22 protein-coding genes and 1 pseudogene are annotated in these 26,758 nt (G+C 41.5%); 7 read left to right on the top strand and 16 right to left on the bottom strand.

Annotation, left to right across the window (positions count from 1 at the left end):
• Positions 1 to 597 precede the first annotated feature (597 nt).
• Entirely contained in the window at positions 598 to 726 is a 129-nt protein-coding gene (locus tag KN1_RS14905; protein ID WP_258712541.1) for a hypothetical protein, read from the top strand.
• A gap of 50 nt (positions 727 to 776) precedes the next feature.
• Here the strand turns inward: KN1_RS14905 and KN1_RS15075 are convergent, their stop codons facing one another.
• Positions 777 to 992, bottom strand: a complete 216-nt coding sequence (locus tag KN1_RS15075) for an IS1/IS1595 family N-terminal zinc-binding domain-containing protein (RefSeq protein WP_420857170.1) — start codon at positions 990 to 992, stop codon at positions 777 to 779.
• A 131-nt stretch (positions 993 to 1,123) separates the two neighbouring features.
• Between KN1_RS15075 and KN1_RS00985 the strand changes: the two genes are divergently transcribed.
• The gene (locus tag KN1_RS00985) at positions 1,124 to 1,894 is read left to right on the top strand and encodes a DUF4097 family beta strand repeat-containing protein (protein ID WP_221288875.1); all 771 of its coding nucleotides are present in this window, start codon (positions 1,124 to 1,126) and stop codon (positions 1,892 to 1,894) included.
• A 1,664-nt stretch (positions 1,895 to 3,558) separates the two neighbouring features.
• Here the strand turns inward: KN1_RS00985 and KN1_RS00980 are convergent.
• Positions 3,559 to 4,206 (bottom strand): hypothetical protein, encoded by a 648-nt coding sequence (locus KN1_RS00980; RefSeq protein WP_221288873.1) that lies wholly within the window; start codon positions 4,204 to 4,206, stop codon positions 3,559 to 3,561.
• A 732-nt stretch (positions 4,207 to 4,938) separates the two neighbouring features.
• Here KN1_RS00980 and KN1_RS00975 point away from each other — a divergent pair.
• Positions 4,939 to 5,508 (top strand): cysteine hydrolase family protein, encoded by a 570-nt coding sequence (locus tag KN1_RS00975; RefSeq protein ID WP_221288872.1) that lies wholly within the window; start codon positions 4,939 to 4,941, stop codon positions 5,506 to 5,508.
• 438 nt (positions 5,509 to 5,946) lie between these two features.
• Here KN1_RS00975 and KN1_RS00970 read toward each other — a convergent pair whose 3' ends face one another.
• The 4 genes and pseudogenes from KN1_RS00970 to KN1_RS00955 all read right to left on the bottom strand — a co-directional run bounded on the left by KN1_RS00970 (position 5,947) and on the right by KN1_RS00955 (position 11,013).
• A complete protein-coding gene (locus tag KN1_RS00970) occupies positions 5,947 to 7,797 on the bottom strand; it encodes a hypothetical protein (protein WP_221288871.1) in 1,851 nt (616 codons plus the stop codon).
• A 756-nt stretch (positions 7,798 to 8,553) separates the two neighbouring features.
• The gene (locus tag KN1_RS00965; RefSeq protein WP_221288869.1) at positions 8,554 to 9,504 is read right to left on the bottom strand and encodes a hypothetical protein; all 951 of its coding nucleotides are present in this window, start codon (positions 9,502 to 9,504) and stop codon (positions 8,554 to 8,556) included.
• 29 nt (positions 9,505 to 9,533) lie between these two features.
• Positions 9,534 to 10,103, bottom strand: a complete 570-nt coding sequence (locus tag KN1_RS00960; protein ID WP_221288866.1) for a hypothetical protein — start codon at positions 10,101 to 10,103, stop codon at positions 9,534 to 9,536.
• Between the two features lie 209 nt (positions 10,104 to 10,312).
• Positions 10,313 to 11,013: pseudogene (locus KN1_RS00955) on the bottom strand (IS1/IS1595 family N-terminal zinc-binding domain-containing protein).
• 22 nt (positions 11,014 to 11,035) lie between these two features.
• On the opposite strand from KN1_RS00955, the gene KN1_RS00950 reads away from it, so the two are divergent.
• The 4 genes from KN1_RS00950 to KN1_RS00935 all read left to right on the top strand — a co-directional run bounded on the left by KN1_RS00950 (position 11,036) and on the right by KN1_RS00935 (position 14,148).
• Complete coding sequence (locus tag KN1_RS00950; RefSeq protein ID WP_221288864.1) at positions 11,036 to 11,911, top strand: ATP-binding cassette domain-containing protein; 876 nt, start codon at positions 11,036 to 11,038, stop codon at positions 11,909 to 11,911.
• The gene (locus KN1_RS00945) at positions 11,862 to 12,599 is read left to right on the top strand and encodes a hypothetical protein (protein ID WP_221288862.1); all 738 of its coding nucleotides are present in this window, start codon (positions 11,862 to 11,864) and stop codon (positions 12,597 to 12,599) included. Before KN1_RS00950 ends, KN1_RS00945 begins: the two co-directional genes overlap by 50 nt.
• Before the next feature lie 881 nt (positions 12,600 to 13,480).
• A complete protein-coding gene (locus KN1_RS00940; RefSeq protein WP_258712540.1) occupies positions 13,481 to 13,828 on the top strand; it encodes a HEPN domain-containing protein in 348 nt (115 codons plus the stop codon).
• The gene (locus KN1_RS00935) at positions 13,804 to 14,148 is read left to right on the top strand and encodes a nucleotidyltransferase domain-containing protein (protein ID WP_221288860.1); all 345 of its coding nucleotides are present in this window, start codon (positions 13,804 to 13,806) and stop codon (positions 14,146 to 14,148) included. Before KN1_RS00940 ends, KN1_RS00935 begins: the two co-directional genes overlap by 25 nt.
• A 601-nt stretch (positions 14,149 to 14,749) precedes the next feature.
• Here the strand turns inward: KN1_RS00935 and KN1_RS00930 are convergent.
• The 10 genes from KN1_RS00930 to KN1_RS00885 form a co-directional block, all read right to left on the bottom strand.
• Positions 14,750 to 15,088, bottom strand: coding sequence for a hypothetical protein (locus KN1_RS00930; protein WP_221288858.1), 339 nt, complete (start codon positions 15,086 to 15,088; stop codon positions 14,750 to 14,752).
• A 563-nt stretch (positions 15,089 to 15,651) separates the two neighbouring features.
• Complete coding sequence (locus tag KN1_RS00925) at positions 15,652 to 17,886, bottom strand: hypothetical protein (protein WP_221288857.1); 2,235 nt, start codon at positions 17,884 to 17,886, stop codon at positions 15,652 to 15,654.
• Positions 17,871 to 18,398, bottom strand: coding sequence for a hypothetical protein (locus KN1_RS00920; protein WP_221288855.1), 528 nt, complete (start codon positions 18,396 to 18,398; stop codon positions 17,871 to 17,873). Before KN1_RS00920 ends, KN1_RS00925 begins: the two co-directional genes overlap by 16 nt.
• Before the next feature lie 383 nt (positions 18,399 to 18,781).
• Positions 18,782 to 19,474, bottom strand: coding sequence for an ABC transporter ATP-binding protein (locus KN1_RS00915; protein WP_221288854.1), 693 nt, complete (start codon positions 19,472 to 19,474; stop codon positions 18,782 to 18,784).
• The gene (locus KN1_RS00910; RefSeq protein WP_221288852.1) at positions 19,471 to 20,604 is read right to left on the bottom strand and encodes an ABC transporter permease; all 1,134 of its coding nucleotides are present in this window, start codon (positions 20,602 to 20,604) and stop codon (positions 19,471 to 19,473) included. Before KN1_RS00910 ends, KN1_RS00915 begins: the two co-directional genes overlap by 4 nt.
• Positions 20,601 to 21,827 (bottom strand): ABC transporter permease, encoded by a 1,227-nt coding sequence (locus tag KN1_RS00905; RefSeq protein WP_221288850.1) that lies wholly within the window; start codon positions 21,825 to 21,827, stop codon positions 20,601 to 20,603. The genes KN1_RS00910 and KN1_RS00905 overlap by 4 nt, the downstream gene beginning before the upstream one ends.
• A complete protein-coding gene (locus KN1_RS00900) occupies positions 21,824 to 24,310 on the bottom strand; it encodes a COG1361 S-layer family protein (RefSeq protein ID WP_221288848.1) in 2,487 nt (828 codons plus the stop codon). The genes KN1_RS00905 and KN1_RS00900 overlap by 4 nt, the downstream gene beginning before the upstream one ends.
• Positions 24,311 to 24,450: 140 nt before the next feature.
• Complete coding sequence (locus KN1_RS00895) at positions 24,451 to 24,642, bottom strand: NAC domain-containing protein (RefSeq protein ID WP_221288846.1); 192 nt, start codon at positions 24,640 to 24,642, stop codon at positions 24,451 to 24,453.
• Positions 24,643 to 24,708: 66 nt separating this feature from the next.
• Complete coding sequence (locus KN1_RS00890) at positions 24,709 to 25,482, bottom strand: ABC transporter permease (RefSeq protein WP_221288844.1); 774 nt, start codon at positions 25,480 to 25,482, stop codon at positions 24,709 to 24,711.
• Positions 25,469 to 26,383, bottom strand: coding sequence for an ABC transporter ATP-binding protein (locus KN1_RS00885; protein WP_221288842.1), 915 nt, complete (start codon positions 26,381 to 26,383; stop codon positions 25,469 to 25,471). The genes KN1_RS00890 and KN1_RS00885 overlap by 14 nt, the downstream gene beginning before the upstream one ends.
• Between the last annotated feature and the right edge of the window lie 375 nt (positions 26,384 to 26,758).

The raw sequence follows: 26,758 nt of genomic DNA, 5'->3' as shown, positions 1-26,758 counted from the left end.
GAAGCCCTTTCATTGCCACACCTATACACCCGCTGGAGTAAGGTATTGGGAATATCCCGCTGTGGCATGTCTTGTCCACCATATTAATTTTTTATGAATTCTACCATTTAAAAACTGTACAAAGTTTATAGTTTTAAACAATAAACGCACTAGGCTACTGTCTGGTGTATACGGCTTAGGAGGGCCTAAAAAGACGGTGTAAATTGCAGGCACATATAGGGTGAGGGTATCTGTCGTCCATATTAACCAATGCTATTATAGTGGACATACCAAGGAGACCAATAATTTCGTTCTCTCCTTCAAGGCATAACGACAATTTTTTGGTGGTAGCAACGCTTAGTTATACCCTAGCTTAAAGGGTAACGGGCTCTTTGAGCAACTTAGCTTATCGAGGTACGTTGCCCTACTAATCTCTTTCAACAGTTATCCTACTTTTCCTTGGTAATACCAAGCACTAGTAATACTGATAAGGTTTTTAGGCTTACGTCTAATTTCTTTGGAAAATGTGAAGGTCAAGAAATTGGTAACTATAACGAACTAAACACCGCAAAAAGCTAGCTCACCAAAGCATACAACTACTTAGCCGGAATACTCGTGATGGACGAGCTGAGCAGGAAGGTAGCATTAGCCCTAACACTCACACCCATAACAGAAGGAAAAGCATCTGGGACACCTAAACGAGTGAGGGCATTCAGTTCAACAATAAACCTAAAAATAAAGAAGTAAAGGATCTGTCAAAAATCGTCTACGAGGTGTGCTAATCCTGATGAAAACCTTTAAGTTAGGTTAAACGTAGAATAACTGCTGTAATTTAATAATATTGATACTGATAATGCATTATTCTGTACATGACCTAAAGTGATAGTGATGATTAAATTTGCGGGGAAGTTCTTATCGCAGTCCCTGCACAAATACTTCTGTCTATCCAGAGGCTTACCACTCTTAACAACGTGATGACTACTATAAGAGGGACAAGCTACGTCATATTTAATTACAGATCTCCTACCTGAAAGTACTCTCTAATATAAATTTTTAGTGTAATTTATGGCTTAATGGTGACACTATTATCACTCTCTAAAATACTACCACAAACCTTTTATAATGCTTTATTTTCTAAATCCCTATGGACAAGTTACTAGTGTCAATACTAATTATAGTAGTGGCGGGTTCAGTAGGCGTCTTAGTAGTGTCCGGGATACCGATAATAACAGATTACCTCTTTATGAAGACCGAGGTCGTAACGGTCCCCGTAACACTCCCCGTGCACGAACTGGTGATATGTAACGGCAACGGTATTGTGTCAGTAACGAAAAGCCAAGCCCCCAGTATCAGTATTAAGTTAGTTGCTAAAGGGTTTACGGCTTCGACTTCCGACTTTAACGTCTGTTACAAGGAGGTTAACGGGACCTTGTTCATATCGGTAACCCCTCCATCAGACACTAGTAACGTATACTGTGCTGATATTTACGTTAACCTACCCATCAGTATTTTCACGTCTGCTAATATATCTGTGGGTAACGGTGACGTAAAACTTACCGACGTTAATACGTCTTTACTCTACCTCACGGTAGGTAACGGAGACGTGTCGTTGTATAATGTGGGCTTTATTCAGGGGGAGGTGAATGTCGGTAACGGCGTGATCACAATGCATAACGCGGTCGGGAAATCCCTCTACGGGAGTGTCGGTAACGGTATGATCACAGTGACCGTAAGTAAATACTATAACCTGACCTACCACTTAGAAGTACAAAACGGGGTGATAAACGTGGACACAATACCCTCTATCCATGTGGTCACCGCTACCGGGGAGTCACAAGCCCCGCCGGTGATATATGCAGGAGTGTCTGACGGGGAGGTTAACGTAAACGGAGAGGAGGTATTAAGCTTAGCGTAATCCATATGACAAAAGAGGAAAAATCAAAGACAGGCACTTTCTTTTATTTTTCCCAGAATTTTATTAAAAATTTTAGTATACCTTAAGCTTAAATGTAATAATCGCGTGTTTAGGAAAACTGTTATATTCGTGACTCTCAACCTTGTGTTAACATCACTCTCTCCTCAATTGTTATGGCATAAGGTCCATACACTTGGCGCTATATGTAACAGTCTTAATTGCACAAGAGATACTTATTATTTTGAAGCATAATACTAGACTTTTTATTGAGCCATCTATACTCAGCTTTAATTACACTTGCAAGAGAGGCTTACAGGGTACAGACTTATAGGTGTTCTAGATTAGCCCGGTGAAATAATTTTGTCACAGGCAGAGCTTATGGTTTAGTTGATTTCTGTATCCCTTATTCGTTGTACCAATAATTGGAAAAATCGTGGTAGCTGTGTATTATCCTAAATATTTACGTAAATATTTATACTTTACTTAACGTTAAGTGCTTAAAAATCTAATCCATAATTGTAAGATATGTAATATTACATGTCTAATTAGTAAAAATATTATCAAACGTAAGGATTTTACGTAAAATGTTAACCATGGTAGCTGGGGGTGTTATGCTAAAAACACTATCCTTAAAACACTTATACCTGATCAGTATTTACACGCGATCTTAGTCTAAAGCCTTGAAATCCAATAAATCTATTTAGGAGTAGTTCACGGACCTATTGCAATTTTAGTTTATCTTATTGAAGAAGTGGTATTTTAACTGTTAATTACACACGAGTAAAATTAATACAAAAAACTAATAGGACGGAAAGAGAGGGGGTGTAACTTTAATTAGATAGAAAGTTTAATAGAAATTCGGATATTTGTACAAAGAATTATACTAATTCAATAGAGAGTATTTTAATTTACAATGGAGACGTGAGCACCCAAAAACCGAGAGCTAGGCTAATAATTAAGAATGAAACTTCTAAGGATATAAGGCTTGGTGCAATAATACCTAACAAGAGGGGGTAAAGAAGGAACGACATCAAGGGGCAATTGAAGAGTAGCTACTTTTGAGTGAATATAATATGAGGAAAAGTAGGAACATAGGGAGGGTATAAAAGGGATAAGTGAAACGGTAAAACTACTATAAAGGATAAATAAATTGCGACTAAGAAAAACAAGTCCGCTACATAATATAGACTTATTCATGCCAAATATATTAAGAGGATTTAAAATTAAATTTTTAGAATATATAGAACTGGTAATCCATGTGTCTTTTGATCATTCACGCCTTTTCTGTCATCCCTATTTATCTCAGTAAAGTTATATCACACGTTATACTTAGTTAGATGCTAGAGGGCAAGCCCTTGCTCTCCCGTGGCGTGTATATATCAGCCCTAGGCTGACGATAATGTCGCCCTTTATAAACTGACCGATTATAAGTATACACTAGACAAAACTGATGCAATAGCGTGTATAAATGCGATTATAAGGAGGTTATGACTCCGACTACCTAGAATGGTTACACATAATACTGTAATTATTCGCTCAAGAATTTATACTAGATCAAGGGAAAAAATAGTCCGCAAAAGGCGCGTAAAAGGGGCTAAAGCTTTAAAAGGGCAGAAGTTATCGTCATGAGTGAAAAAACATCAGCGAGAATAAAAGTCATGTCCCTATCGTTTCTTAAACCTCTTTAACAGTCTCAGCTCTAGAGAGAACAAGAGCGGTAACAGGAAATCCCCGTCTAGGAAGCCCAGCCCCCCGGCTATAATATGTGAACCGCCTATCACGAACGCTACCATATCGCCGTAAGCCCCGGCTATAAACATTTCTACATAAGCCAGCTTGCAAGGGTTCTTCTTTCTAAATAGGGAGTAGGAGAAGGCCATCACGAGAAAAATATCAGGGGAATAACCTACATAATTCCTGTACACGAGGAGCTCCGGTATATAAGGGATGAGCCCCAGTTTGTATAATGTTAACGCCGTTGAGCTTATCCCCAATAAGGTGATGAGTAGGACTATATCGACCTTGTCGACCTCAGCTTTAGTAGCTAGGTATAGCGAGACGGAGAGGGGGATAAGAAAACCTAACGCGTTCATACAGTTGTGCCCCACCATTATGTTGAAATAAGAAATGAAGTGCAAGTAAGGCCTGAACAGAGGTGATAGTTCCAGTAGGAACTGGAGGGAGAACGAGATAGAGGCCGAAGAGGCCAAGGTCACCGCGATATACACTAACTTATTAGAGTAGTAATAGGGCACTGCCATGATTATTAGCCCTGATGCCAAGAGCGATATCGGGAATATAAGTAGTTGCATTTTCTATCTAAATACTATGCAGATATACCTAATCAAATTGACTGTACAATCCGATGAGGACCTCGCGTGTCCTCATTAGATTAACCCAGTGTGGTGCTTGCGGTAAAAGCCGAGGCAGTTAAGTATTACCTTGAACACTTAGCCCTTAACTTATACACTTTCACCTCTGTTAAATACTTGAGGGCACAGAGCACCGCTCAGAAAATGTTAGCATCATGTGCCTGATCAGAAATACGTAGGGGCATAAGTAGATAGGACACCGCACGTTGTGACCCTAACTTAGGCCAGCATGAGTAATAATACGTGGAATAAAAACTCGTTATAAACACAAAAGGGTAGGTTTAAACTCTGCCTACACTCTGAAGTGTAGTTCACCTCTAAACCTATCGTGTAGTGAGGTTTACCCTCCGTACCAGAAGCGCATTGTTTAACGTTTATTGTTTTCACTCGGTATTAAGTTTAAAGCATAAGGAGAGCCTTTTGGTCTACATAGTCTGAACCGAGAGTGTCATGCGTTCCCCGTTAGGGACTCGAGGGCCAAATTAAATTAAAACTTTATAAAAATATTGGATAACTTTAAAGGATCTGTTTGATAATATGCCCTATTGTACACTCCTCTTTTTATTTAACCCGATAATTTTAAGCTGTGTACCTGAAAAGTATTCAGCGCAGTTATAGTCACGGGATCTGTTCGGTGATAAACTTTTTACCTCTGAATAAGTATTCTCCTTTATGGCTTGGTTCAACAAAGACGAGTTAAAAAAGTTCATAACAAAAAAGAACTCAGTCCTCGTGGTATGGGACGTACAAGAGGCTCTGGTAAACTCGATCTTTAATAAAGACACCTTCTTGGCTAAACTCAAAGAGTTAATAAGCTCAGCGAGGCAGAACGACGTGCCGATAGTCTATACAAAGATAACCCCTTTGCCGGAGAGATTCCAACCAGCATATATGAGGAGGAACTTTAACCCCGGCGACATAGTCAAGGACGTTTACCCGCAGGGAGGTGACGTGGTACTGAACAAGAACACGGCGTCAATTTTTGTAGGCACAAACTTCGAGCTAATGCTAAGGAATGCGGGGATCCAAACAATAGTGTTTACCGGTATCGCGACAGATATAGGGGTCGAGACTTCTGCAAGGCATGCCCAAACACTCGGCTTCCTACCTGTAATAGCAAAGGAGGCAGTGTCGTCAGCAGATAAGGAAGCACACGAGAGGTCCTTAGCCAATATGAGCAGGCTAATGCTAGTCCTTGATAACAAAGAGATTATTGAGCGGTGGAGTTCAAGCCCGCAGTAAGTGAGGGCAGTTGTTACGGGTAGCACGGGCCTTTTTATACGTTTTTGCCTAAGTATAACTTATGCTTATTTTTTTACGCTTGATCAGACTATGGGGGCATCATTAGCTTTAACTTAAAGTATACCCCGTATATATGGCGATAGGCCTACGTAGCTTGACTGAGTATAATTAATCCCCTCCCCACGCCAGCCTACTCACATTACGGTATTTGGAAAGACGTCGTGAAAAAGTAATGTAAAAACACTGTAGCCTTTACACCGTGGTGGTATTTTCCCGTATCACCCCCGGGTCTTTAGGACTAAATCGTTTAGGCTTTCCATGAATCTGATGTACTTTAAGGCCTTAATTGTAATGACGTAGAGGTGAAAAACAAGTGAAACAAATAGAGAACCATAACAGATAACAGAAGAAATATAGCGAAAAATTAAGGGAAAAAATTCACTTCTTCCTTTTTAAGGCTAAGACTGCTGCCACAGCTACTACGGCGATGACGACTACCGCTATCAATAGTGTGGTATTTACACTTGTGGGGGTGGATGGGGGTGTTGAGTTAGAGGGTGTTGAGTTAGGAACTGTATTACTATTTTTATTACTAGTAATAGTATTAGTAACCTGGACTGAGTGCTGTGGGAATTCCACTTCATAGACGTTGATCTGCGTTTCGCCCTTGAAAGACGGCATCTCAGTATTCGTAGTGTTAGCTGAAGTCAGGTTATAATACACCTTGAGCACGTAGTACGTATAGGGGTTTACCATGCTCACATACACGTAAGGCCTCGGTAAGAGAGAGGACGCTAAAGCCGACCCTAGACCCCCGATGTCCATAGTCCCCATAACAGTCCCGTTACTGTTGAGAAACACTAAAGTGAAATTGTTGCTGTTGTTCATTAATAACACATAGTTCCTCTGTGTTAGTTGGAACTGGGTCACGTTTTCGCCCAAAGTATAATAGGTGATCCCTCTAGAGTATATGTCCGTAACATTAGTACCTTTGGTTGAGGGGCTCGCTATCAATAAGTACCTGCCATAGCTATAGAACGCGCTGGTCAAGATATTTGTCACGTTTATGGTAACATTGACCACACGCCTTATAGTAGTCCCGTTAGGGTATGTGATTACTTGGTGATCCTGTTTAACTACTTGTTTTGTCTGTATGACAAGCGGGATTTCGCTTACCTCGGTGAGGCGCCCGTCACTGTACTTCTCGACGTTAATTCCGGAACTATTTATTGCCAACACGTAAAGCTTCCCTCCTATGTTCAGTAACCCTATGTTAGGTGTCACGTTTGTTAGGTCTACCCTTGTGGTGACCAGCCCGTCACTCAGGTTCACCCCCAGTATTGTCGCGTTGATGAACCTTAACTCGCCGAAAAACGGGCCCTGTTGGGTCACGTTAATCAGGAAGAGTTGATCGCCTACTACGGCTACCTTCCCTCTGGTAAGTAGGCCGAAAAGGTCAGAGTTCACTTCTTGGCTAGAACTAAACAGGTTGAAGAGGTCCTCCTGTGGTTCACGTATCGAGTAGTTTTCAGTCCATATTACCTTACCGTTATTACTGAACAAGGTGAAGTTTAACAACGGGGGCCTGGCTTCTCCCAATATCGGCTGGATATATTTAGCTATAACGAGTACACCCTCAGATAATTGTAGTTCGACCATAGGCCTCAGCCCTACCAGTGTAATATTCACCCCGTTTAACTCTATAGTAACGTTCTCTGTACACACCTCTGCGGTCGCTGTGTAATTGTTTATGTGTACCGTGACCTTGGAAAGCCAAAACTTTTCAATCTGGATTGCGGAGAGGTTCGACGGTGGGGGTACCTCGTTGGGGCTCAGTAGTGTGCCTGCAATAGTATAAGTGCTAACCAACTTTAGGCCGCTGAACACGTAAACGACAGATCGTGAGTGTGTTTGGGAAATATAGGGCGAATTCGCAAACGTGCGGACCACTATGTATAGATCTCCGTCCCTGATGAAAGGTATGACCTTGGCAATCCCGTTTAGGGCTGACTCGTATAGTAGTACGCTGGTAGTGGCGTTGAAGAAGTATATGTATAAGGTCGAATAGTACCTCAATTGTCCTGAACTAAAGGAAAAGTTAACGTATTCTAATGGTACTATTATACCGTGGTCATACCCCGTTACACTGCAAACTAACACGTACGGTGAGTCAATAGTCTTAGTGGCCATTAGCTTTACCTGAGGCGATACCTGAGCCAGTGTAATAGGTGTACATAAAAAAATTAGGGAGAGCATTAATATAGACACTAACTTTTTATTATCTTTCATTGGTAAACCTCTAAATACCCAGTTTATAAATTTTGTCATAATAGTTCGACAAAAACAAGAAGTCCCCGCATTATGTAAGGCCTTTTTAGTATAAAATTTACTGAAAAACTACGCTCTGGACATTACCCTAGTATTTATGCCAATACTTAGCTTTATGTTAAATACTCGAGAGTCCCCACTCCTAACCGTGGATTGTGTAATACCACAAGTCAGATTAATAAAAAATACCGACACCGGATCTCACGTAAGGCGCTGTCCGTATGGTTGCCAAGGTTAAAGGGACAGACCTCGGGTTTGTCGGTGTTAGAGGTGGGTAAGTTAAGCTACCTGAACGCAAGACCCGCTCGGACCGGTTTCGTACTTTGTAAAGTATTAAAGGGCAAAGACTTTCTCGTTGATGTTATGGTCGGTTTTAGAGCTATCCCTTTAGCCGGTGGCCTGGTATACCTGAGGACGGTAGCCCGTCGCTAGAGCACAAATTGTGTATAAAAGGGGCCCCTGCCCCCGTAGCGGCCGCATAGGAAAAGGGCTTACCACGCCTTGAGCACCGTAAAGAAATACTCGGTCGGTTTGTAAAGGGTGATGGGGCTTTAGCCTATATAGTACACATTCTCTATGAATATGATGGAGGGCTTGCTCCTTAGTACTTGACTGAGTATAATAGCTCAGCGACTGCGCTACCGCCTTTCTCATAACCCTCTAGGGTCCATTGTCAACATGTGCTCAGGAAAGGGCCGAGCGGCTAAGCCCAAGTCTCTAGACCATCCTCCTGTATAAGAAGTATAAGACGCCTATTATGATGAGGAACAGTATTATTACATTTCTCCAATAATCGATGGTAGCTAAAGGGTACTCGCCCCAATCTTGGTCGAATCTGATCCTGTTGTGAGAGTTCGGCAACAGGACTGAAATGCTCATGGTAGCCAAGTACTTTCCGTTTTCTGCGTAGTTAGACGTCACGTTGTGTATCAGGTATTGGAACAGGCTACACTCGACCATCCACCCTGTCATGTTAATGGGGATCAGGGGGTTGGCAAACCGGTCAGAGGCGGAGGCATTATAAGTCGGGGGCTGGTAGTAGAAGTTGATCGTACCCCCGTCTACGATCATGCTGTCTCCCGGGACCGGGAAGTAAACTAACGACAAGTCCGGGCTCCTACTTACATTATCGACATATATATAGGGCATTAACCCGAAAGGAGGTTCTATATCGAAAAGGGTAATACTTGTCTTGACCAAAACTTCTTTTACGCTGCACCCCGGGTAAGGAGTATAATTAAAGACGGCTGTAGGCTGGTACCCCTTTATGATCAGGGTCCTCATTAGCGGAGAGGAATACCCCAAGACCGTTGTGACGTTTGGGATCTTACCGGCCTTGACTACTGTAGAGGTGGGTTTACTGGCCTTGAAATTAAAGCAAGTCAGGTTGAGGTACCCTCCGTAAAACGTGAGTTCGAATTGTGACCCTCCCAGAGACTTCACCGTCAGGTAACCGTTTTCTTCTAGACTGTAAATCTTACCTTTAAATGTCTTATAGGTGTAGGAAAGGAAAATTTCATAATTTATAGTAGCTCCCTTCTGAAACGGCGTTGAGTAGGGAATGGAGTAGTAGTATAATAAAAAGGAGATAGGTGTAGATAAGACTATGATAGCAAGGACTACTACTAAAAAAATCATAGTTAGCTTGATGACCGACTTCCTCTTCATGCCTAATCACTTTCTACTACCTAGCCATGTCACCCGTCAACATCACCCTCTATTATTATCGGAGGTATAGGTGATGAGGATGATTGACAAGTCTTGACGTAATTGTAGGATCCACTTGCTAGCCCTTTAACGTAGAGTAAATATCCTCCATTATAGCAAGGTATTAACTTTATAATGATCTGAAAAGTCTCAGTCCCTGCTGGGGCGTTACGAGCACAAGGACCCTCTGGGCCGAAACTGAACGTAGCAGTACTCTGGAAACATGGGGGAGAGGATTGAAAATTATTCATACTTCCAGTTTCTTGAACATTATAGCAATTGTTGTAAGAACGATCGAATGTAGAGGTTGAAGCAGTTACCGAGTTTCCATTATTGTATGTTAAATAGGTTCCATTTTCAGAGACAATGCCAACAGTCACACAGCCAGTCTTCCAGAATAGAAAATAAGTAGGACATTTCAAATCTACTGTATCGATAACACAGCCGCTGACGTTTCCTATCGATGCACTGACTATTGAGCTCGAAGCGACTAGAAGGAAAATCGGTAATAAAAACAAGAGAGAGACATAATATAGTTTTTTTCTTGTCTTTTCTAACATATTTTCACTCTATTAATACACTACTTGTTAAACTTTAAAAAGATAATCTTTATATTCTATATATCATCATATAATCTATTATAAGGATAAATAATCTGTATATTTCCTCATCTTGAAAATCCCATATAGAAATCAAAACTCCAGCTAAACAGTTACGTGGTCTTTAAAAACTTCTAACTAACTTTTTGAGAGTGGTGATACCCTTGTCATTAAGCTACAAATTCTGGGATTTAACCTTTTTTCCCATAAGACCAACGCTATGGAATTACTTCACAATATTTACACTCTTATTTACTGCCTTTATCGCCTCTTGATAAGCCTATCCCTCAGTGCTGTGAATCGTTGGGTTAACCGGTGAGATAACCGTGTAGTCCTTTAACCAAAAGTATAAGTCATAATAGTCACTTACCTCCTTCCGGCAAGGAGTGCTTGACCTCACGGAAAGCCTTCTCGTCCCTATCACCAACAGAGTAATCTGGATAAAACCCTAGCCTAGTGTAAACGTGACAAGTGAAGACCCCCTCGTAAAAAGCCCTAGTATTTCTGTAAAAGTTCAACCGTACCTTATCAATAGTAATGACTTTACCACTGACCAACTCCTTCGCTTTCTCCCACAAGCCCGCGAGTCCTCTTACCCCCGCCTACCTTAACGCCTTACCCAAGTAAACACCGTGTCCGGAAGTACATTAAGTACCTTAGAAACCGCCCTCATAACGTTGGCATAAATCCTTGAAGCCTTCTCTCTCACCTCCTCAGAGTAGTGGTGATAGGTTACATCACTGAGGAAATACTTACCGCAGTACCTATACAAATACCTCTGCCTACCCAGAGGCTTACCTCACTTAGCTACGTGGTGGCTACCACAAGAGGGACAAGGTATATCATGTCTGATTACAGGCTTCCTACCCATAAGTAATACTCGTTATACAAATATGAATAGCTTAATAACGACACTATCTTTACTCCGACTTTTTATAGAAAGGTTTAAAACTATATTTGCTTATTTTTCTCTCGATATGAGAGTAATTGCAGAAGATGTTTATAAGAGTTTCGGGAGGAAGACCGCCTTGAAGGGGGTCAGGTTCGACTTCGAGGGGAAGAACCTCTGTCTTCTAGGCCATAATGGTAGCGGCAAAACTACGTTCCTGTCGATTATGACGTCGCTTATCTCCCCGACTAGGGGGAAAGTAATCGTGAACGGCGTAATCCCATATAAGGACAGGGACAAAGCGGTCTCCATGATGGCCTTCCAGTTCGAGAAGCCCAAGTTCAACCTCAAGGTTAAGGTAAAGGACTACATGAGATACTTGGACGAGTGCGATGACATGGGCCTCCTTGACGACGTAAAGAACGAGTATATCTCCTCCCTGTCCAGTGGTCAGACCCAGATGGTTCAGCTCCTCTCTGTCCTGTGTGTAAAGTCCGAGATAAAGGTCCTGGACGAACCGCTCTCGCATGTCGACTTAGCTAACGCCACGAAGCTAGGCAAGGTCATCATGAAGGATAAAGCAGACAAGGTAATAACTACCCACATACCTGAGGAGGCTGAGTGGTTTGGTGACTACATAGTAGTCCTGAAGGAAGGTGAGGTGAGGTGGAAGGGGACGATCGACGACCTTTACAGGGAACCGATCTACGAGGTTTTCGTGAGGTTTAACACCACACCGCCTTCGGGTACGATAGCGGACTTTGGTAATATCCTCCTTGTGAGGGGGGAGGAAGAGGAAATGGAAAGTATGGTAAAAAAGGGGATAGCAATTGGTTTCAAAAAGGCAGGGGTCAGAAAGATATACATGGAGAGCGATTAAGTGGTACCTCCACGGTGAATTTTCCCCCGGTGTGCTGATACTGGTTTACTTTGTATCGGCACTGATTACGTTGAGCTACTACACGCCGTCCGTCAAACATTTCCAGATAGTGCTGGACTACATAACGTTCTCTTCGCTCTACACAATACCCATGGTCACTGCGTTGGGTACTTCCCACGTGGCTAGGAATGACGACGTTACGGTATTCGAGGTCTCCCTGTTCAGGGGATGGAGGAGAGTAGCCTTTGCTAGGCTCATGTCCTTGGCGCTCTGGGACGCGGTCTTCCTGGTCTATCTAGCGGTGCTGGACATAACGTTATTACATGATGATATCTTGGTCTTGCTCTCTTTCATTACTGTCCTCTTCTACGAGTCTCTGATAATGTTGGTGTCCATCATTGGGACTGAAGGGGTCTCATATATAATCACGTTTCTGATAGCCTTCGTCTTGCCCGTATTGGTGACCTTTATAGTCTCTGGCTATGTTGTGTCGCACCACGTGTCAATAAGCGGGTATACCGCTTACGTAGTTTTCTTGATTTCCCCGCTTTTGGGTTACGGTGACATAAAGAGCAAGTATATCATGCTGAACTTCAATGTCGGGGTCTACATTGAAGTCGTGTTGAGTGTATTCACGCTTGTATTATTCCTCTACATATTCGAGAAGTACTATCACATAAAACCGTGAAATGGGCTTGACATGAGGGGGCGGGGAACATAATATTCGGATATATCGTATTTTAGTAACTACATCCTTATCGATGTCGTCCACATTCTTTTGTAAATTTACTTTTTTTACTAGTTGGCCTTTCACGCGTCCTTTATGTATTATAATTTTCTCTCGAACTTGTATAATTCATGGACGAATAATACAGTACGTATAGGTCCACTCTTGGTCTAAATCATGGCCCTTTATAGTACGCTTTTTTGTACACTACCACGTTAACGCTGCTTAGTGTGTATATTTAATGACGACCAACTACACTGAAATAAATAGAAGTCTCAAAAAGACCTGTAAAAGGCCTTAGTCTGAAACCAAACACTTGGTTATACACAGACAGCCGTTAGGGACGGGCAGGAGATCATACCGTGGGACTTAAAACCGTGAAGGACGGTGAGATACCGTAATTCCTTCTAGCCCTTCAAATACTTTCGCAAGACCGTACCACCATAATATCTTGTATTTCTTCTCACAGTGCAGATGTCTTATACTCGCTCAGTTAATAAAGGACAACATTATTGTTAGTTAAGGGCTAGTACCTATAAGGATAGGAAAATAAGGATAGTATTTATAGGAAAACCGTGGCGGTAAACATTACCCTAACACTTTTCTTGGTACTTACACCCTATCTTAAAGCCCCAAAACTGTGGTTTAATTCAGAAAATATATAGTGCTTCCGTCTATTTAATAAAAAATGTCAGTGCTAGGGTTTTACATAAAATGCTAGGAGGACTTGCCCTTTATTACTTAACCGAGTATAACAGACGTAACACAAAAGAGTTTATAACCTTCATCACAAATGGTGTATAGTAGACTATAGGGACTGGTTAGATCAAGCTAATGAGGACTTGGACACTGCGAGAGTACCCCTGTCGAGCGTTAAATATTACGCTTCAGCGTTCCACTCCCAGCAAGCTGCAGAAGAAGCACTAAAGGCACTGAGTATTTTCTTAGGTAAAGACCCCGGAAAGACACACTCTCTTACTGGGCTCGCTGAGGTCATAGAAGGGGAAGGGCTAGCGATACCCCCTAAGGTCAAAGAAGACTTAATGGTGTTGTCCTCACACTTCGTAATTTCCCGTTATCCGGACGCTGCTAACGGCGTCCCGTTTAAACAATATAGCAGGGCGATCTCGGAAGACTTGTTAAACAGGGCTAAAGAGGTGGTGGAATGGGTAAGGGGAAGTCTGCAATAGAGAGCCAAATGAGGATGGTATACCTAGCTAAGGAAATTGTAGAAGAGGTATCAAGGGACTTCTCAACGTTAATCGAGGTTTACGTCTTCGGGTCTAGGGCCCGGGGGGATTACGTGGACACAAGCGATATTGACCTTATCTTTGTGTTCACCGGGATAAAGGACATGCCCGTCTTTGACAGGATGTACATGGTAAGCAAGTACATTAGAGGTAATGTGGACTACATAGTCTTGGACGAAGGAGAGAAGGACAGAGTAAAGGAGAAAAAGCTGTTATGGAAGAGGGGGTCGGGTTTTATAGGCTTAGAGTCGTTAACGTAAACCCGCGATGACAGTGACGGTCTTCCGTAACCAACTGGATTTAGGACGTGCATGTAAGATATGTCCTCTCGGTAGATAAGTCGCGTAAAAGGTTTTTTATACTAAGTCAGGCGTTAAAGTACGAGTCTTTACCCCCCTCGTCCGGGAATATTTCCGCTGTTAACGGTGCTGATGTCTTTGTAAACTGACCATATATTAGCTCCTACTGAACTCAACGGTATGAGTAGCTACGACTAGTATTTATATTTAAATAGTATTTATTGGAAAAAATCGTTCTGTTGAGTATTAACCCTGACCATTACGTCGACACTTATACTTCATTTTATGTTAAATTCTTGGAGACTAAAGGTTTGAGTCGTAAATTCTAGCACCACTTACCTAAATTACTAAAAATATATTAAACGTAACGGTTTTACGTAAACTGCTAAGACCCGATCTCTCTATCGAAAAACCGTAATACCACACATCATATTAAGTATAATATATTGGCATAAGGTTTTTGGGTAGAACGATACGGTGGGCTAATGAAATCCCTATTCGAAATAAGTCCAAGATTAAAGTCTACTGCAAAACTATAGGCTAGGCATAGGAATTTGATTTTTTACGTATTTACTTTTGGCTTCTCTTGGTAGATTACTACAAAATAGTCAAGTTGTGAATTCTGGACTATGGCATATACTGGTACAGTAGGTTTTAAGCTGTTTATCTTCTTTATCACTTCCTCTACTTTTATATTACGCGGTAAAACCAGTACTATCTGTGCTATGTCTAACGTGGAAATTTCTCTCTGTAAAAGTTCTATCCCATTTTCTAGTGGTAAGGTAATTTCTGTATAAGAAGTATTAAATATTCCCGTTAATTTGGTTATGCTTAATAACTGTAAAAAGGTCTCATAGTCCACATACATAACGTCATCAGGATACACAATTTCAGAATTCATGACCATAATATATTTTGCGTATCTAAGTATATATTTTTTATTTACTTTATAGTGCTAAACAAAATGTATAAATATATTTAATACGAGGAATTGTCTATAGATATATTCTATTTAAATTTTATCTTAGACAAACCGTGGATAAATACGTGACAGAGACGACTATAAATAAGTCAAATTAAATACCGTGGTGGCCTCTGCTATAATAACTTCTAACTATTAACTATAGTAGCAGTTTCGGGAATTTCTATTGCTTAAATATTTTCATTTTATAATGTGATAAAATAAATCATGTCCATGAAGAACCTTAGGCTTTACAGCAAGTTGTTTGATTTCCTCTTGTGTTGCTATTAAATTATTTTTAAGGTAACATAACTTTGCAGGAATTTTCCGATAAATGCTACTATAGTATTAAGTAGCCCCAGCTATCCTGAGGTATAATACGATAAATATCATAGGTAGGTTATTAGATAAGTTTATTCGATATACTATCAAGGAGCCTAAAACATAGGACGAGTTGAAAAATTTTTGTCTTGTTTAAAAAAAGGGTATTACCTTAACTAGGTTTAGCTTGATGAAGAACCGGATACCGGATAGGTTATCAGGTTATACGGTGTGACTATTATTTGAGTAGTGGCTTCATATCCATTCGGTGTTACTAGACCCAAATTGACCTCTACATACTCTACTTTACCGTTGTTTAAAGCCTGAGGGTTATGTATATCTTGTATGTTAGGGACATTGAAGAAAGACCCGGTCACCGGTATATCTACCGTGTAAGTATATGTAGCGTTATGGAATGGCGGGATTACTATTTCAGGGTTTAGGACTACGTCAGCTGTGCCTATATATTCAGCATAACCCGTAATCGGCTGCTGGTTTTGTTGGTTCTGTCCCAGGAAAGTAAAGTAGTATAATTCTTTTACCGCAATTGGCATCATAGTAAACTCATCAGTCATATTGGAAGGATTATCGAGTTCGAAAGATACCCTAATAACCAATGGTGTCACTATATAGAACCCATTATTAAATCCAGTCCCCGTTACAAGCCCATTATTACTATCGGGGTTATATGCATTTTGAGGTATTGAAATTATGACGTTGGAGAATAAGCTACCTAGTTGCATATATTCTCCATTATCCAAGTTCATTGTCCCGTCTATAACACCGTCAAACTCATCAATTGAATCACACGTTGATGGATATTGTCCTAAGAAGTTGGGCTGAACTGGGAATGTTACTGTTATTGGGCTCTGCTCTCCAATATTTCCGTCGGCCCCACTCAGTATTACTTCACCGGAAAGGCTGTTAAAACTAACGTTATAAGTGTCTTCATTCACACCGAAGTCGGTAAATAAGCCTGGTGTAGGTACTGTGGGGCTGGCGTTAATATATTTTACACTGGCACTTCCTATAGTAGTCCCGTTAAAGTTAGTTACCACTGTCTCTAATTCAGCTTGGGATATGGTACCTGCTATACCACCCGGCGAGTAACATATAGCTTGTGTAAACCCAAAACTATTTGTTACCGTAACAATGCGTTGTGTGAAAGTCATTTCAGTTATGGAACCTGTTAGAGTCCCTTCCTCAACTGTCCCGTCTATCTGTTTATTACTACCTGATATAGTGACCTTCTTTCCGTTTAATATACCGCTGAAAGTACCGCTGAATGTACCGTCCACGCTCACGTTAACTAAGTTTAATGACACAGCTTGTGCATTTTTAATTATTATTTCACCTGGTAGTACAGGCTGATTGCTCAATGCAAAACTTATCGACTGTGGGATAAAGTTAAGGTTTCCAGATAAGCCGGTCACCTTCATAGAGGTGTTGATAAACCCACCGTTTAATGTTATACCGTTAACTGACGCACCTTCTACGGAGATAAAGCCGGGAGACGTAAAGTAGCCTTGAATAGTCCCTTTTATCATCATGTTTGCACAGTCGAAGGTCCCATTCATTATGCCTTTAAATGTTGCAGCGGGGTTGTTGAGAGGCGTACTAAAACTGTCGGTAGTAAAGCATATAGGGCCTATATATGCCATGTCCATTTTTAATGCTGTCCCTGTCGAAGCGTTCAACAATGCGTTGGCAAAAGACCCCGAGAACGTCACTGTTCCTCCATATTCTTTTACCAGTTGAGTAAGAGCAATAGACCCAGATGAAGGACAAAGGGCCTGAAATTGCGGGTTCGCTACTACGGTCAGGGATTTAGGCTGTAGGTTTATAAATACAGCAAGGGAGGGTATTTTGGGTAACGGTATTGCAGTGGGGGGATATGCATAGATTATATTTCCTAATTGCGTCACTATTGCTACCCTCTCGATATTGTTCGGGTTTAGGTTGTATATTGACGAGAGAGGGATTTCTATCGCCTTATACCCGTTATAGAATGTCGAGTTAGACTTACTGACGAGTACGGGGAGATTTGTATTTAACGTTAACCACTCTGAGCCACTCCCTGTTGAATACTCCACTAAGTAGGCTTTTACTGTAACCGGTACCTCCGGGTTCTGACCTCCGGGGAATACTAGGTATAAGTTACCGTTAGTATATACTGGTAATACAGCAGGTAGCTGGGGTGTCGCATCACCTTGGGCATATGCTATAGCAAATTCGCTTAGCTGTTGTTCGGCAGTTAGCTTATAACCGTTAGCTGACTGTTTAGCTTGTTCTTGCTGTGCTGGGGAAGACAAGAGGTAAAGCCCTAACGGGACAAGTACTGCTATCAGGATTAGGAGTAGTACAAAAAATCCAATAATTTCCGATAGACCTCTATTTCTTATCAATCTTCTAGCCATACGTAACCCACCTCCACCAAACCCTTAGGGGTCTGGATAAATATGAAAACTACTGCGTCTGACTTAACTGGAATAGTGATTGTCTGAGGTGCACCAACGGTACTTTTCCATAAGGGTATTGAACCTTGGTATAGTTCGTGGAGCGACGTGGAATATAATATAACGTTATTCGTGAAAGCGGGGATAGTACCGTTAATTTTCACGTCAAAATCGCCTAAATTAGGGGCGACCACGTCACTCCCGTACAACACTGGCGTAGTGTTTACAGCAGTCAGGTAAATTGTCCCGTTATAGTTAAAGTCCTCGGGGACTATAACAACACTATAAGTTGGACCGCTACTGGCCACGGTGGACTTAGTAATGTATAAACCCTCTGATACGCTTTCTGCAAAATTGGATATATATGCATTGTTGGCTACATAACTGGAATAGACTGAACTAAATGCAAAAGCCACTAATGCAACTAAAATTGTACCAATTAATAATATCATTACAGCCAATGGACTTTCCATACTTTAAGCCCTATATACTATATTTATGAGGTCTATATATATTTTACTTACAAAAATTTTTCCTTGAATATAACGATAGTTTAATATAAAAAGAATAAAAGCTTAGAACGTATTTTTAGACAATAATTGACATTATGTTTAGGCGGTTTGTATTAGTAAAATTTAAATAGATAGTTAATAGTAGAAAGATATAAGTTCTTTTCTGGCATGGTTAAATATTTAGGACTAAATATTGAGGTAAGGTTAAACGATTACTCCTGACTTAGCCTCTTAATTTGAAAATTTATCTATAACGGTACTACATACATTATCACTCTAATACCAAAAAATTGGTATTGATAATTTATCATTATTGGGGAAAGAAAGTGGTAGCTTTCGGGCCCTCATGAGTTTTTCTCAATCCTTTCGACCATCCCGTCCCTTATGTACACTATCCTGTCACAGTTCTTTAACATCTCTAGGTCATGGGTGGCCATGACTATAGTTATCCCCAGTTCGTCCTTTATCTTCTTAAATAAGTCCACCACAGCCTTCCCCGTGTTTATGTCCAGATTTGCCGTAGGCTCATCGGCTAAGATCACCTTAGGTCTGTTTACTAGGGCCCGCGCTATTGCTACCCTCTGTTGCTGTCCCCCTGAGAGCTGTGTAGGCCTCTTATTCCTAAGCTCATAGATCCCTGGTATAGTCTGGAGGACCTCTTCTACCATCTTCTGCCTCTCCTTTTCAGGTACACCAGCGATCACTAGGGGTAACTCTACATTTTGGTATACCGTCAGAAAAGAGATAAGGTTATAGGACTGGAATACGTACCCTATGTACTTATTCCTCAGTTCGGACTTCTCCTTCTCTCCTAGGTAAGTCACGTCTTTGTCCTCCAGTACCACGTGTCCCCTAGTCGGGGAGTCCATTAGGCCTATGATGTTTAATAGCGTAGTCTTCCCGGACCCTGAAGGCCCTACTAGGGCTATGAACTCCCCATCTTCGACATTTAGGTTGACGTCCCTTAAGGCTACCCACTCGTTATTACCGGTCTTGTATACCTTGTTTACGTCTAAGAGTTGGATAACGTTTTTCATCTCATCACCTCCGAAGGGGTTAACTTAAATATCCTGATCACGGGGTATATACTACCTATATTTGAAGCTATGAGACTTAAAATGACTAACTCGACGAGTTGGACGGGGTAGATGATAGGCGTGTAAGTAACAGCCTTGGTAAGCACTATGTTCTCGGTGGCATAAAACCCGGCTACCAGACCTGCGACCCCACCTATAACGCCCAACATGGAACTTTCCAGCAAGTACAGTAGGGATATCTGGCCCCTTTTCATCCCTAATGCCATCATGACACCTATCTCCCTCAGCCTCCTGTTAAAACTTATGGCAGTTATACTGCCGTTAGTTATTATGGAAGTGAGGATAGCGATCACGCTAAGGGAAATTAGGTACGCTGTAAACGAAGTGTACTGCCTTGCTACTACAGCCGAAGAGACCCCTAACGATTCTACCGTCGCGTTGGGGAACACCGAGGTTATCTCTTGGGTAACGTTAGGGTTGTACAAAGGCGACTGGGTGAGTACTATTAGGAAAGTGTAGTTTTTGTCCCCGGTAATTTCCTCAGCGTACTGTAGTGAAGTAAATAGGCAATTATATGAAGGGAAGAGAGTAGATGACACTACACCAATCCTCTGAAAAATTGTGTGGGAATAGGATATGACCCCTGTTACATACGTGTACTTGGCGTCTTTGTCCACATACACTTTGACCAGTACACCGGGAGACAAGTGGACAGCCGAAGAAGAAGGTATTATTAACCCTGAGTAATCGAACGAGGTCCCTGAAGTGATGGTGTAAGACGTAATTACACTCAGGTTATCTACACCGAGCAGGTAAAAAGTGTAGTTCTTAGCGTTAACTTCAACCTCTATTGTCTGGTTTATTACAGGGTATACTTCGCTAACGTATTTCATAGACTTCACTATACTCACTTGCGACTGGGTCACCGGTGAAGTGGGGTAGACTATGAGTAAGTTAGGGCGGAGGAACTCAAACAGTTGCTCTTCTTTACTCACCACGCCTTGGGACTGTGATATTGCAATGAAAGTACTGCTTACTCCTATCAGTAGCATGAGTATGATCAGCAACGAGTATATCCCCCTCGTCGATATGTCTGACACTGCAAGGCTTATGATGTCCTTAAACCTCATAGTTCACCCCTCCTTATAGTCTCTACCGGGGTCAGCCTCGTGACCCAGACGATTGGGTAAACACTGCCTAAGAGGGCAGTAAGTACACCCAGGATGAAGAACTCCACCAGAGTGCTCGTTGAATATATAGGGGTGTAGGTGAACGCAGAGGAAAACACGTGGAAATACCCACCGAGTAATACGCTAAGCCCTATCCCTACAGCAGACCCTATCAGCCCGCCGTAAAGGGCTTCCACGAACTTCTCCAGTGCTACGTCTCTCCTTTTCATCCCTAGAGTCCTAAATATACCGATGTCTTTAACTTGGCTAAAAGTGGATAAGGTCAGGACAAGGGTTATTGACGCTATTGATATTACGTCAGCGATTAGGCTGATAAACTGGGAGAGTCCTTGGTTTATATTCGTACTCTTAAGGTAGGCTTGGGCCAGTTGCTGTGCAGAGACCACAAATAGGTTGCTGTAGTAGATCGCGTAAGATATACCTTGTAGTCCTCCCCCCTGCACTATTACCGTCGGGCCTAAGAACGTCTTTATATACGACGCGACGTAGTTATCGTAACTGGGGTCGTCTACTTTGATGACTACTAAATTATACTGGTTTAAGCCTAAAGAGTCCTGTAGGATCGAAAGCGGGACTATAACGTCCTTGGACGAAATAGAGAACTTCAACAACTGTACAGTGGAGTAGTTTATTATCCCAGTGACTTTTAGCCTGACGATCCTACCCGAGATGTTTATCTCAGCTTCCTTGCCTACCAAGCTCGGAGACTTAAAGACGCTGTAAGGCAGCATTACCCCAGCATTTGCAGGCGTGGCCAGTTTCCCGTACACTACCTTATAACCCCCCAGTATATCGTAGTTTGAAATCCCCACTATATTTACGCTCTTGTTATAACCCGATATATCGATCTTACCAGAGACCGATATTACGGGGTAGACTTCCTTTACGTGGGGTATCTTACTTATATCCCCTACAAGCGTTGAGTTTAGCTGTATTTCTTTTCCGTTAGGTATGTTCACGTTTCCTGCGTTCTCGACAAGTACGGTATTGGGGCCTAGGTACAAAACGTCTTGTTCTACGGCGTTTACTAGACCCGTAGTCTGTGAGACTAAGGTTACCGATACTCCGGTAGCTATTGCAACTACGACTATGATAAGCAGTGACGCTACTCTGTTGCTGAAAAAGCTCCGGAAAGCTAATAACAATAAGTCTCTGACTTTCACTTCTTCTCTACCCTTCTCGCTAAAATGACTATAATGATGATCAGGACTATTACTATGGGTAATAGCGGGTTCTGGACTATAGCAAGTATTGGAGAAGTGGTCGAAGTAGCGGTAGCTGAAGAGGGAGGGGCTAGGTCTACGTGGACGTCATATGTCTCAGTCTCTTGTTGGCCCAGTGGAGTGGTGTATATGATGTGGAGGGGGATGGTGTAGTTACCGGGCTTCCCTACTACTGTCAGGGACACCGCTTGGCTTTCGGAAGGTTCGAGGTCTGATATGCCTAAGACGGAAGGTTCGACAAGGGATATACCCGCTGGAGGTAACGGGACTATTGTCACAGAGGAGACTGTAGCCGACCCGCTGTTACCTACCTCAAAGCTGACACTGCTTGTGACCTCGCTGGTGTTCCCCTGGACTACGGCATATGAGACTCCGGATATGAGTAGTACGGGTTTACCTATTGCGAGTATTTTCAAGTCTTGAGTGAAGTTTAGGAAAGCCCCGTCGTAATAGAACCTGAAAGTGACCTTAATAGGCTCGAGGAGTGAACTACCGTTTGAAGGCGGTGTGAATTCTACACTTACGTCTTTTGTTACGGTACCAAATGGAGTTATACTAAGAATAGGTATTATAGATGGTGATATGTACCCGTTAGGGGATGAGACTTCCAGTTCAGCGTCAACTATAGGGGAATTAAAGAAACTGGATATGGTTATCTGTACTGAAGACAAGTTACCGTATTCAATGAATGAGGGAGAGATACCTATCTGGAAGTCTTGGGATATGTCGCTCAATGATTCTACCTTGTAATTTAACGTCGTACTATAACTCCCCTTCTCGCCTGAAGGTGTTAAGTAGGACATGCTCAGCGTAACACTTAGGGTGTTAGACGCACTTGAAGGTACACTTATCACTACCGGGACGCTTAAACTCTTACCGGGCGGTAGTGAATTAACATAGATCTGGGAGCTACCTAATACACTCCCTTGGGACGGGGTCACATTAATTATGAGGTCGTATATTGTCACTCCTACGTTGTTAGTAAACGTTAAATTGATAGTATTATCTATACCCGCTACCAAGTCTAACCCTGGGTCCGATACTACGATAGGTACGGTAGGTTGGTATACCGTAAATGTCTCGGGTACTGACGTTACGTTTACACTGCCTTGTAAAGTTACGTAGGATATTGAGATGTTAGTAGTAACGGTTTTACCGGCTTCCGAGAAAGGTGCATACGTAAGGATAGTTATATTTCCTTCCTGGCCCGGTGCTAAATAGGGTAATGATGAAGAAGAGACTATAGGCAACTCATTCTCGCTAGCACTTAAGTTATAAGCCGGTGCACTCCCCACGTTCTTGACGGTTATCGTTATGTTGTCTTCTGACCCTGCATACAGTATACCTTGTACTGAGACCACTTCGACGTCAGGCTGGTTATAGATGTAAAGGCTTAACTGACCTTTCTGTACTACTACCCCTTTACTTGTAAACCACTCGAGCTTTACCGGTATTAGGTAGGGAGAACTGTTGGAGTCTAGATACACATTGAACTTAACTACTCCCGTCATTGAGGAGAGCGGTACTGTTACATAGATCTCCGACCCTCCGGTGAAGTTAGTTATCCCCAAGGGTAAATGCCCTATTATTCTCACAGCACTTACATTATAAGGAGAGGAGTAGATGAGGGTCATCGAAGCATACTTCCCGGCCCAGCTACCGGTGAGTGAGAACACAATAGAGTTATTTGAGGGTATAACTACTGGGACGTTGACCTGGTATACTCCCCTCATGTACTCTAATTTCATCGGAATAGTGTATATACCGGGTTGAGGGGGCGCGTCAAACTCTATAGGTATGCTTACTTGGGTAGATTGCCCCGACCCAATAGACGGTAAAATGTCGTCGCTCTCTATAAACTTCACTAAGGACGTGTTATAAAAGTAGAGGTAGACTGGCCCGCTCTCCACATTACCGGTATTAATAAGGGTAATACTAAGGTGGTTGTCAGTTATTACGGCTGACTGGACTGAGATGTTCACGTAACCGTTAATGTCGACTTCAGCCGTGGTCTCATAACCCTCGTAGGGTGCATAACCCGGTGGAGAGACATACACTTGGATACCGTAGTCCCCTATGTGTGCTGAAGGGCTTATGTTAAGGTAACCTGTCAGGGTAATAGATTGTCCGGGTTGCCATGAGGGTACGAATACCGGGTTTATATAACCGCAGAACGGGTACGAAGGCTCTGCATAGACAGTTACGTTCCCTATAACCTCTGGTCCTTCATTAGTCACCGTAATCTGTATGGGTTGTTCAGTCATCCCTGGGGCTACTATACTGTTTTGCCACTGCGCGGTTGCACTAAAACCCTGAGGGGGTTTAAGGCCTGATGCGATAAAAATTGAAGATGTTAGAAGTGTCCCTACTACTAAAAAAGAGAAGAGGAATAAACTGAGGCTTTTTCTGTGTTCAGTTGTCATAGGTTTTTTATTTCTTTAGACTGTTATAAGTCTAATCGTAAGTACAATGGGTGCTTTACCAATAATTTTTGAATAAAAATGATAGGGAATATTTTTGTCTTTGTTTAATTTATTATTAAGGAAAAATGTTAGGATTAATTTTAGGATTTACTTTCTTCTAGAACTACTAGTATGTCAAAACCTAGAAATGACGCCTTAGAAACATTAGGTTTAGTTAGTGTGATCTTTTCTCCTTCATCTGTTTCTATCGTAATCTTCGAAATTCCAGATATATTTTCTGCGTTTATTCCCTTAAGTCCCAATATTTTTGAAATATCGATACCATTTGCCATAGATCTATCACTTAATATTAAGTGGGGACAGCGTTAATAAAATTTAAATGTGAACCCCATTCGTGTTTAAATATCATTTAATTGTCTTTTCTTATATATTATTATACTCACTACAACTCCGAATATTAGATATCCTATAAATACTTCAATACTTTCGTTTAGTGGTGGTGCAGAGATCGGTGAAGTTATACCGTCTATGTTGGGTATTTTAGGTTGGGCTAGGACAAGTATAATCTGTAAAGCATAAGTTATAATAAAGAACGGACTCTTCTTTAGGTCCTGCATTATTTGCTGTATAAGGGGGAAGATTATTAATAGAAAGAAGATAGAAATTGTTATTGATATAGTGGGACTTTTTATGACAGCACTGAATAGCGTTACAAAGGCTAACAAGGACAGTATAGCGAGAAAGGAGACAAAAATTATTTCGTACCATTCAGGGATTAAATAGTTGTAGAGGGCTATTGAAGTCCCGAATACACCTAACATATATACTGAGACTATTATAAGTGCTGCAGTGATTGCAGATAGATACTTTGCAAAGAATATCTTTTCCCTACTAATGGGCTGTGTCAACATATACAGCCCTTCCCTAGAGAAGTCTCTTGAAATAAGGTCACCCGCAAACATTGAGCTCAGGATTATGAAGAGTATTTCAGAGTAGGCTAAGTTGGCTTCAGTGAATAAGTATACGGAACTGGGCTTTTGTACTATTCCAATTTCTATAAGTATAGTATTGATAAGTGATATTATCAATGCTAAGGGTAGCATAATTGAAAATCTTTTAGTCCTTATGAAGAAAAGTAAATTATATCTGTATATGTTGCTAAATGCCCCCATCTCCGAACACTCTCAAAATTTTTACAAATGCCTCTTCCAAGTTGGTTTCAGTATCATAAAAGTTTCTTACCTCATAATTGTTTACTAACCTCCTAAGAATCTCTCTCCTGGTCATAGGCGTACCGTCAAACCCCAATTCAAAAGTCATGCTCCCTTCTTGTTTTATTTCAGTCACCAAAGTCCCCAATGTGGCTTTAATATCCTCTACCGGAACTTCATAATTAAACTCTACTTTAATACTCTTAGGCTTAAACATCCTCTTTATATTATATACGGAACCATTGTAAATTATTTTACCCTTATTCATAATGTAGATATAATCACACATATCTGACACCTCTGAAAGTATGTGTGAGGAGTAAAGGATTATTTTACTCTTTTTTATCTCTTTTATTACATCTTTTATTTTTATAATTTCTATAGGATCTAACCCGTCTGTAGGCTCATCAAGAACCAAGACTTTAGGGTCTTGTGCCAACAGCGCAGCTAGGTAAGTCCTTCTCTTTTGACCCTTTGACAATTTACCGCACCTCTGGTTTATAGGTGGAAGGTCTAGCATTTCATTTAACTTTTTTATATCGGCCGTTCTACCCCTAAGACGTGCCGAGAAACTTATGAACTCCTTGACTGTGAGGAAATCGGGAGGTTCCGGTACACTGACCAGAAAGCCTACGTCCCTCAGTGCCACCTCACGTTGCTTAAACACGTCGTAATCGTTAACCTTTACGGTACCGCTATCTGGGGTTATTAATGTAGAAATTATCCTAAATAGTGTAGTTTTTCCTGCTCCGTTTGGCCCCAGTATAGCATAACAGCCGGGCTTTGTTATCGTGATGTTGATGTCTCTTAGTACCTCGATTTTACCGTAAGATTTGTTCACGTGATCTATGACTACACTCATCTTATTTTCCTATTGTGATTTAATTTATAAAAATTATCTCAATTTTTGGGGTTTTAGGTCTTCATTTAATCCCTACGGGTTTTACACTCACCCCAAAGCCCTTGGGGAACCAAGTTAAGTGTCAACTCGTAATCCCCCTCCCCGTTAGCGGGGCTATATAACGCCCGGTAAACCTCAGTTATATCATAGTTGAAATCAGACGAAAAGTAATCCCAAAGTCCCATATCGCCTATGAGATATTACTGGGTTTTTCCCTGCTTTGAAACGCTATTATGCACCTTGCGACACTTAGTGAAAGGCCAAATTAGTATATATTATTCTTAGACTTTTATACTCCTTTACCTTTCACAGTTGCGGACCTTTGAATTTTAGGGG

Source organism: Stygiolobus caldivivus (assembly GCF_019704315.1).
Classification (GTDB): Archaea; Thermoproteota; Thermoprotei_A; order Sulfolobales; family Sulfolobaceae; genus Stygiolobus; species Stygiolobus caldivivus.
The sequence above is the reverse complement of the archived record's forward strand: the minus strand, read 5'-3'. Positions and strand labels throughout refer to the sequence as shown.

Excerpts from the sequence above, each read along its gene's own strand:
- KN1_RS14905 (WP_258712541.1), top strand. The coding sequence starts at position 598 with ATGGACGAGCTGAGCAGGAAGGTAGCATTAGCCCTAACACTCACACCC.
- KN1_RS00985 (WP_221288875.1), top strand. The coding sequence starts at position 1,124 with ATGGACAAGTTACTAGTGTCAATACTAATTATAGTAGTGGCGGGTTCA.
- KN1_RS00980 (WP_221288873.1), bottom strand. The coding sequence starts at position 4,206 with ATGCAACTACTTATATTCCCGATATCGCTCTTGGCATCAGGGCTAATA.
- KN1_RS00975 (WP_221288872.1), top strand. The coding sequence starts at position 4,939 with ATGGCTTGGTTCAACAAAGACGAGTTAAAAAAGTTCATAACAAAAAAG.
- KN1_RS00970 (WP_221288871.1), bottom strand. The coding sequence starts at position 7,797 with ATGAAAGATAATAAAAAGTTAGTGTCTATATTAATGCTCTCCCTAATT.
- KN1_RS00965 (WP_221288869.1), bottom strand. The coding sequence starts at position 9,504 with ATGAAGAGGAAGTCGGTCATCAAGCTAACTATGATTTTTTTAGTAGTA.
- KN1_RS00960 (WP_221288866.1), bottom strand. The coding sequence starts at position 10,103 with ATGTTAGAAAAGACAAGAAAAAAACTATATTATGTCTCTCTCTTGTTT.
- KN1_RS00950 (WP_221288864.1), top strand. The coding sequence starts at position 11,036 with ATGAATAGCTTAATAACGACACTATCTTTACTCCGACTTTTTATAGAA.
- KN1_RS00935 (WP_221288860.1), top strand. The coding sequence starts at position 13,804 with ATGGGTAAGGGGAAGTCTGCAATAGAGAGCCAAATGAGGATGGTATAC.
- KN1_RS00930 (WP_221288858.1), bottom strand. The coding sequence starts at position 15,088 with ATGAATTCTGAAATTGTGTATCCTGATGACGTTATGTATGTGGACTAT.
- KN1_RS00925 (WP_221288857.1), bottom strand. The coding sequence starts at position 17,886 with ATGGCTAGAAGATTGATAAGAAATAGAGGTCTATCGGAAATTATTGGA.
- KN1_RS00920 (WP_221288855.1), bottom strand. The coding sequence starts at position 18,398 with ATGGAAAGTCCATTGGCTGTAATGATATTATTAATTGGTACAATTTTA.
- KN1_RS00915 (WP_221288854.1), bottom strand. The coding sequence starts at position 19,474 with ATGAAAAACGTTATCCAACTCTTAGACGTAAACAAGGTATACAAGACC.
- KN1_RS00910 (WP_221288852.1), bottom strand. The coding sequence starts at position 20,604 with ATGAGGTTTAAGGACATCATAAGCCTTGCAGTGTCAGACATATCGACG.
- KN1_RS00900 (WP_221288848.1), bottom strand. The coding sequence starts at position 24,310 with ATGACAACTGAACACAGAAAAAGCCTCAGTTTATTCCTCTTCTCTTTT.
- KN1_RS00895 (WP_221288846.1), bottom strand. The coding sequence starts at position 24,642 with ATGGCAAATGGTATCGATATTTCAAAAATATTGGGACTTAAGGGAATA.
- KN1_RS00890 (WP_221288844.1), bottom strand. The coding sequence starts at position 25,482 with ATGGGGGCATTTAGCAACATATACAGATATAATTTACTTTTCTTCATA.
- KN1_RS00885 (WP_221288842.1), bottom strand. The coding sequence starts at position 26,383 with ATGAGTGTAGTCATAGATCACGTGAACAAATCTTACGGTAAAATCGAG.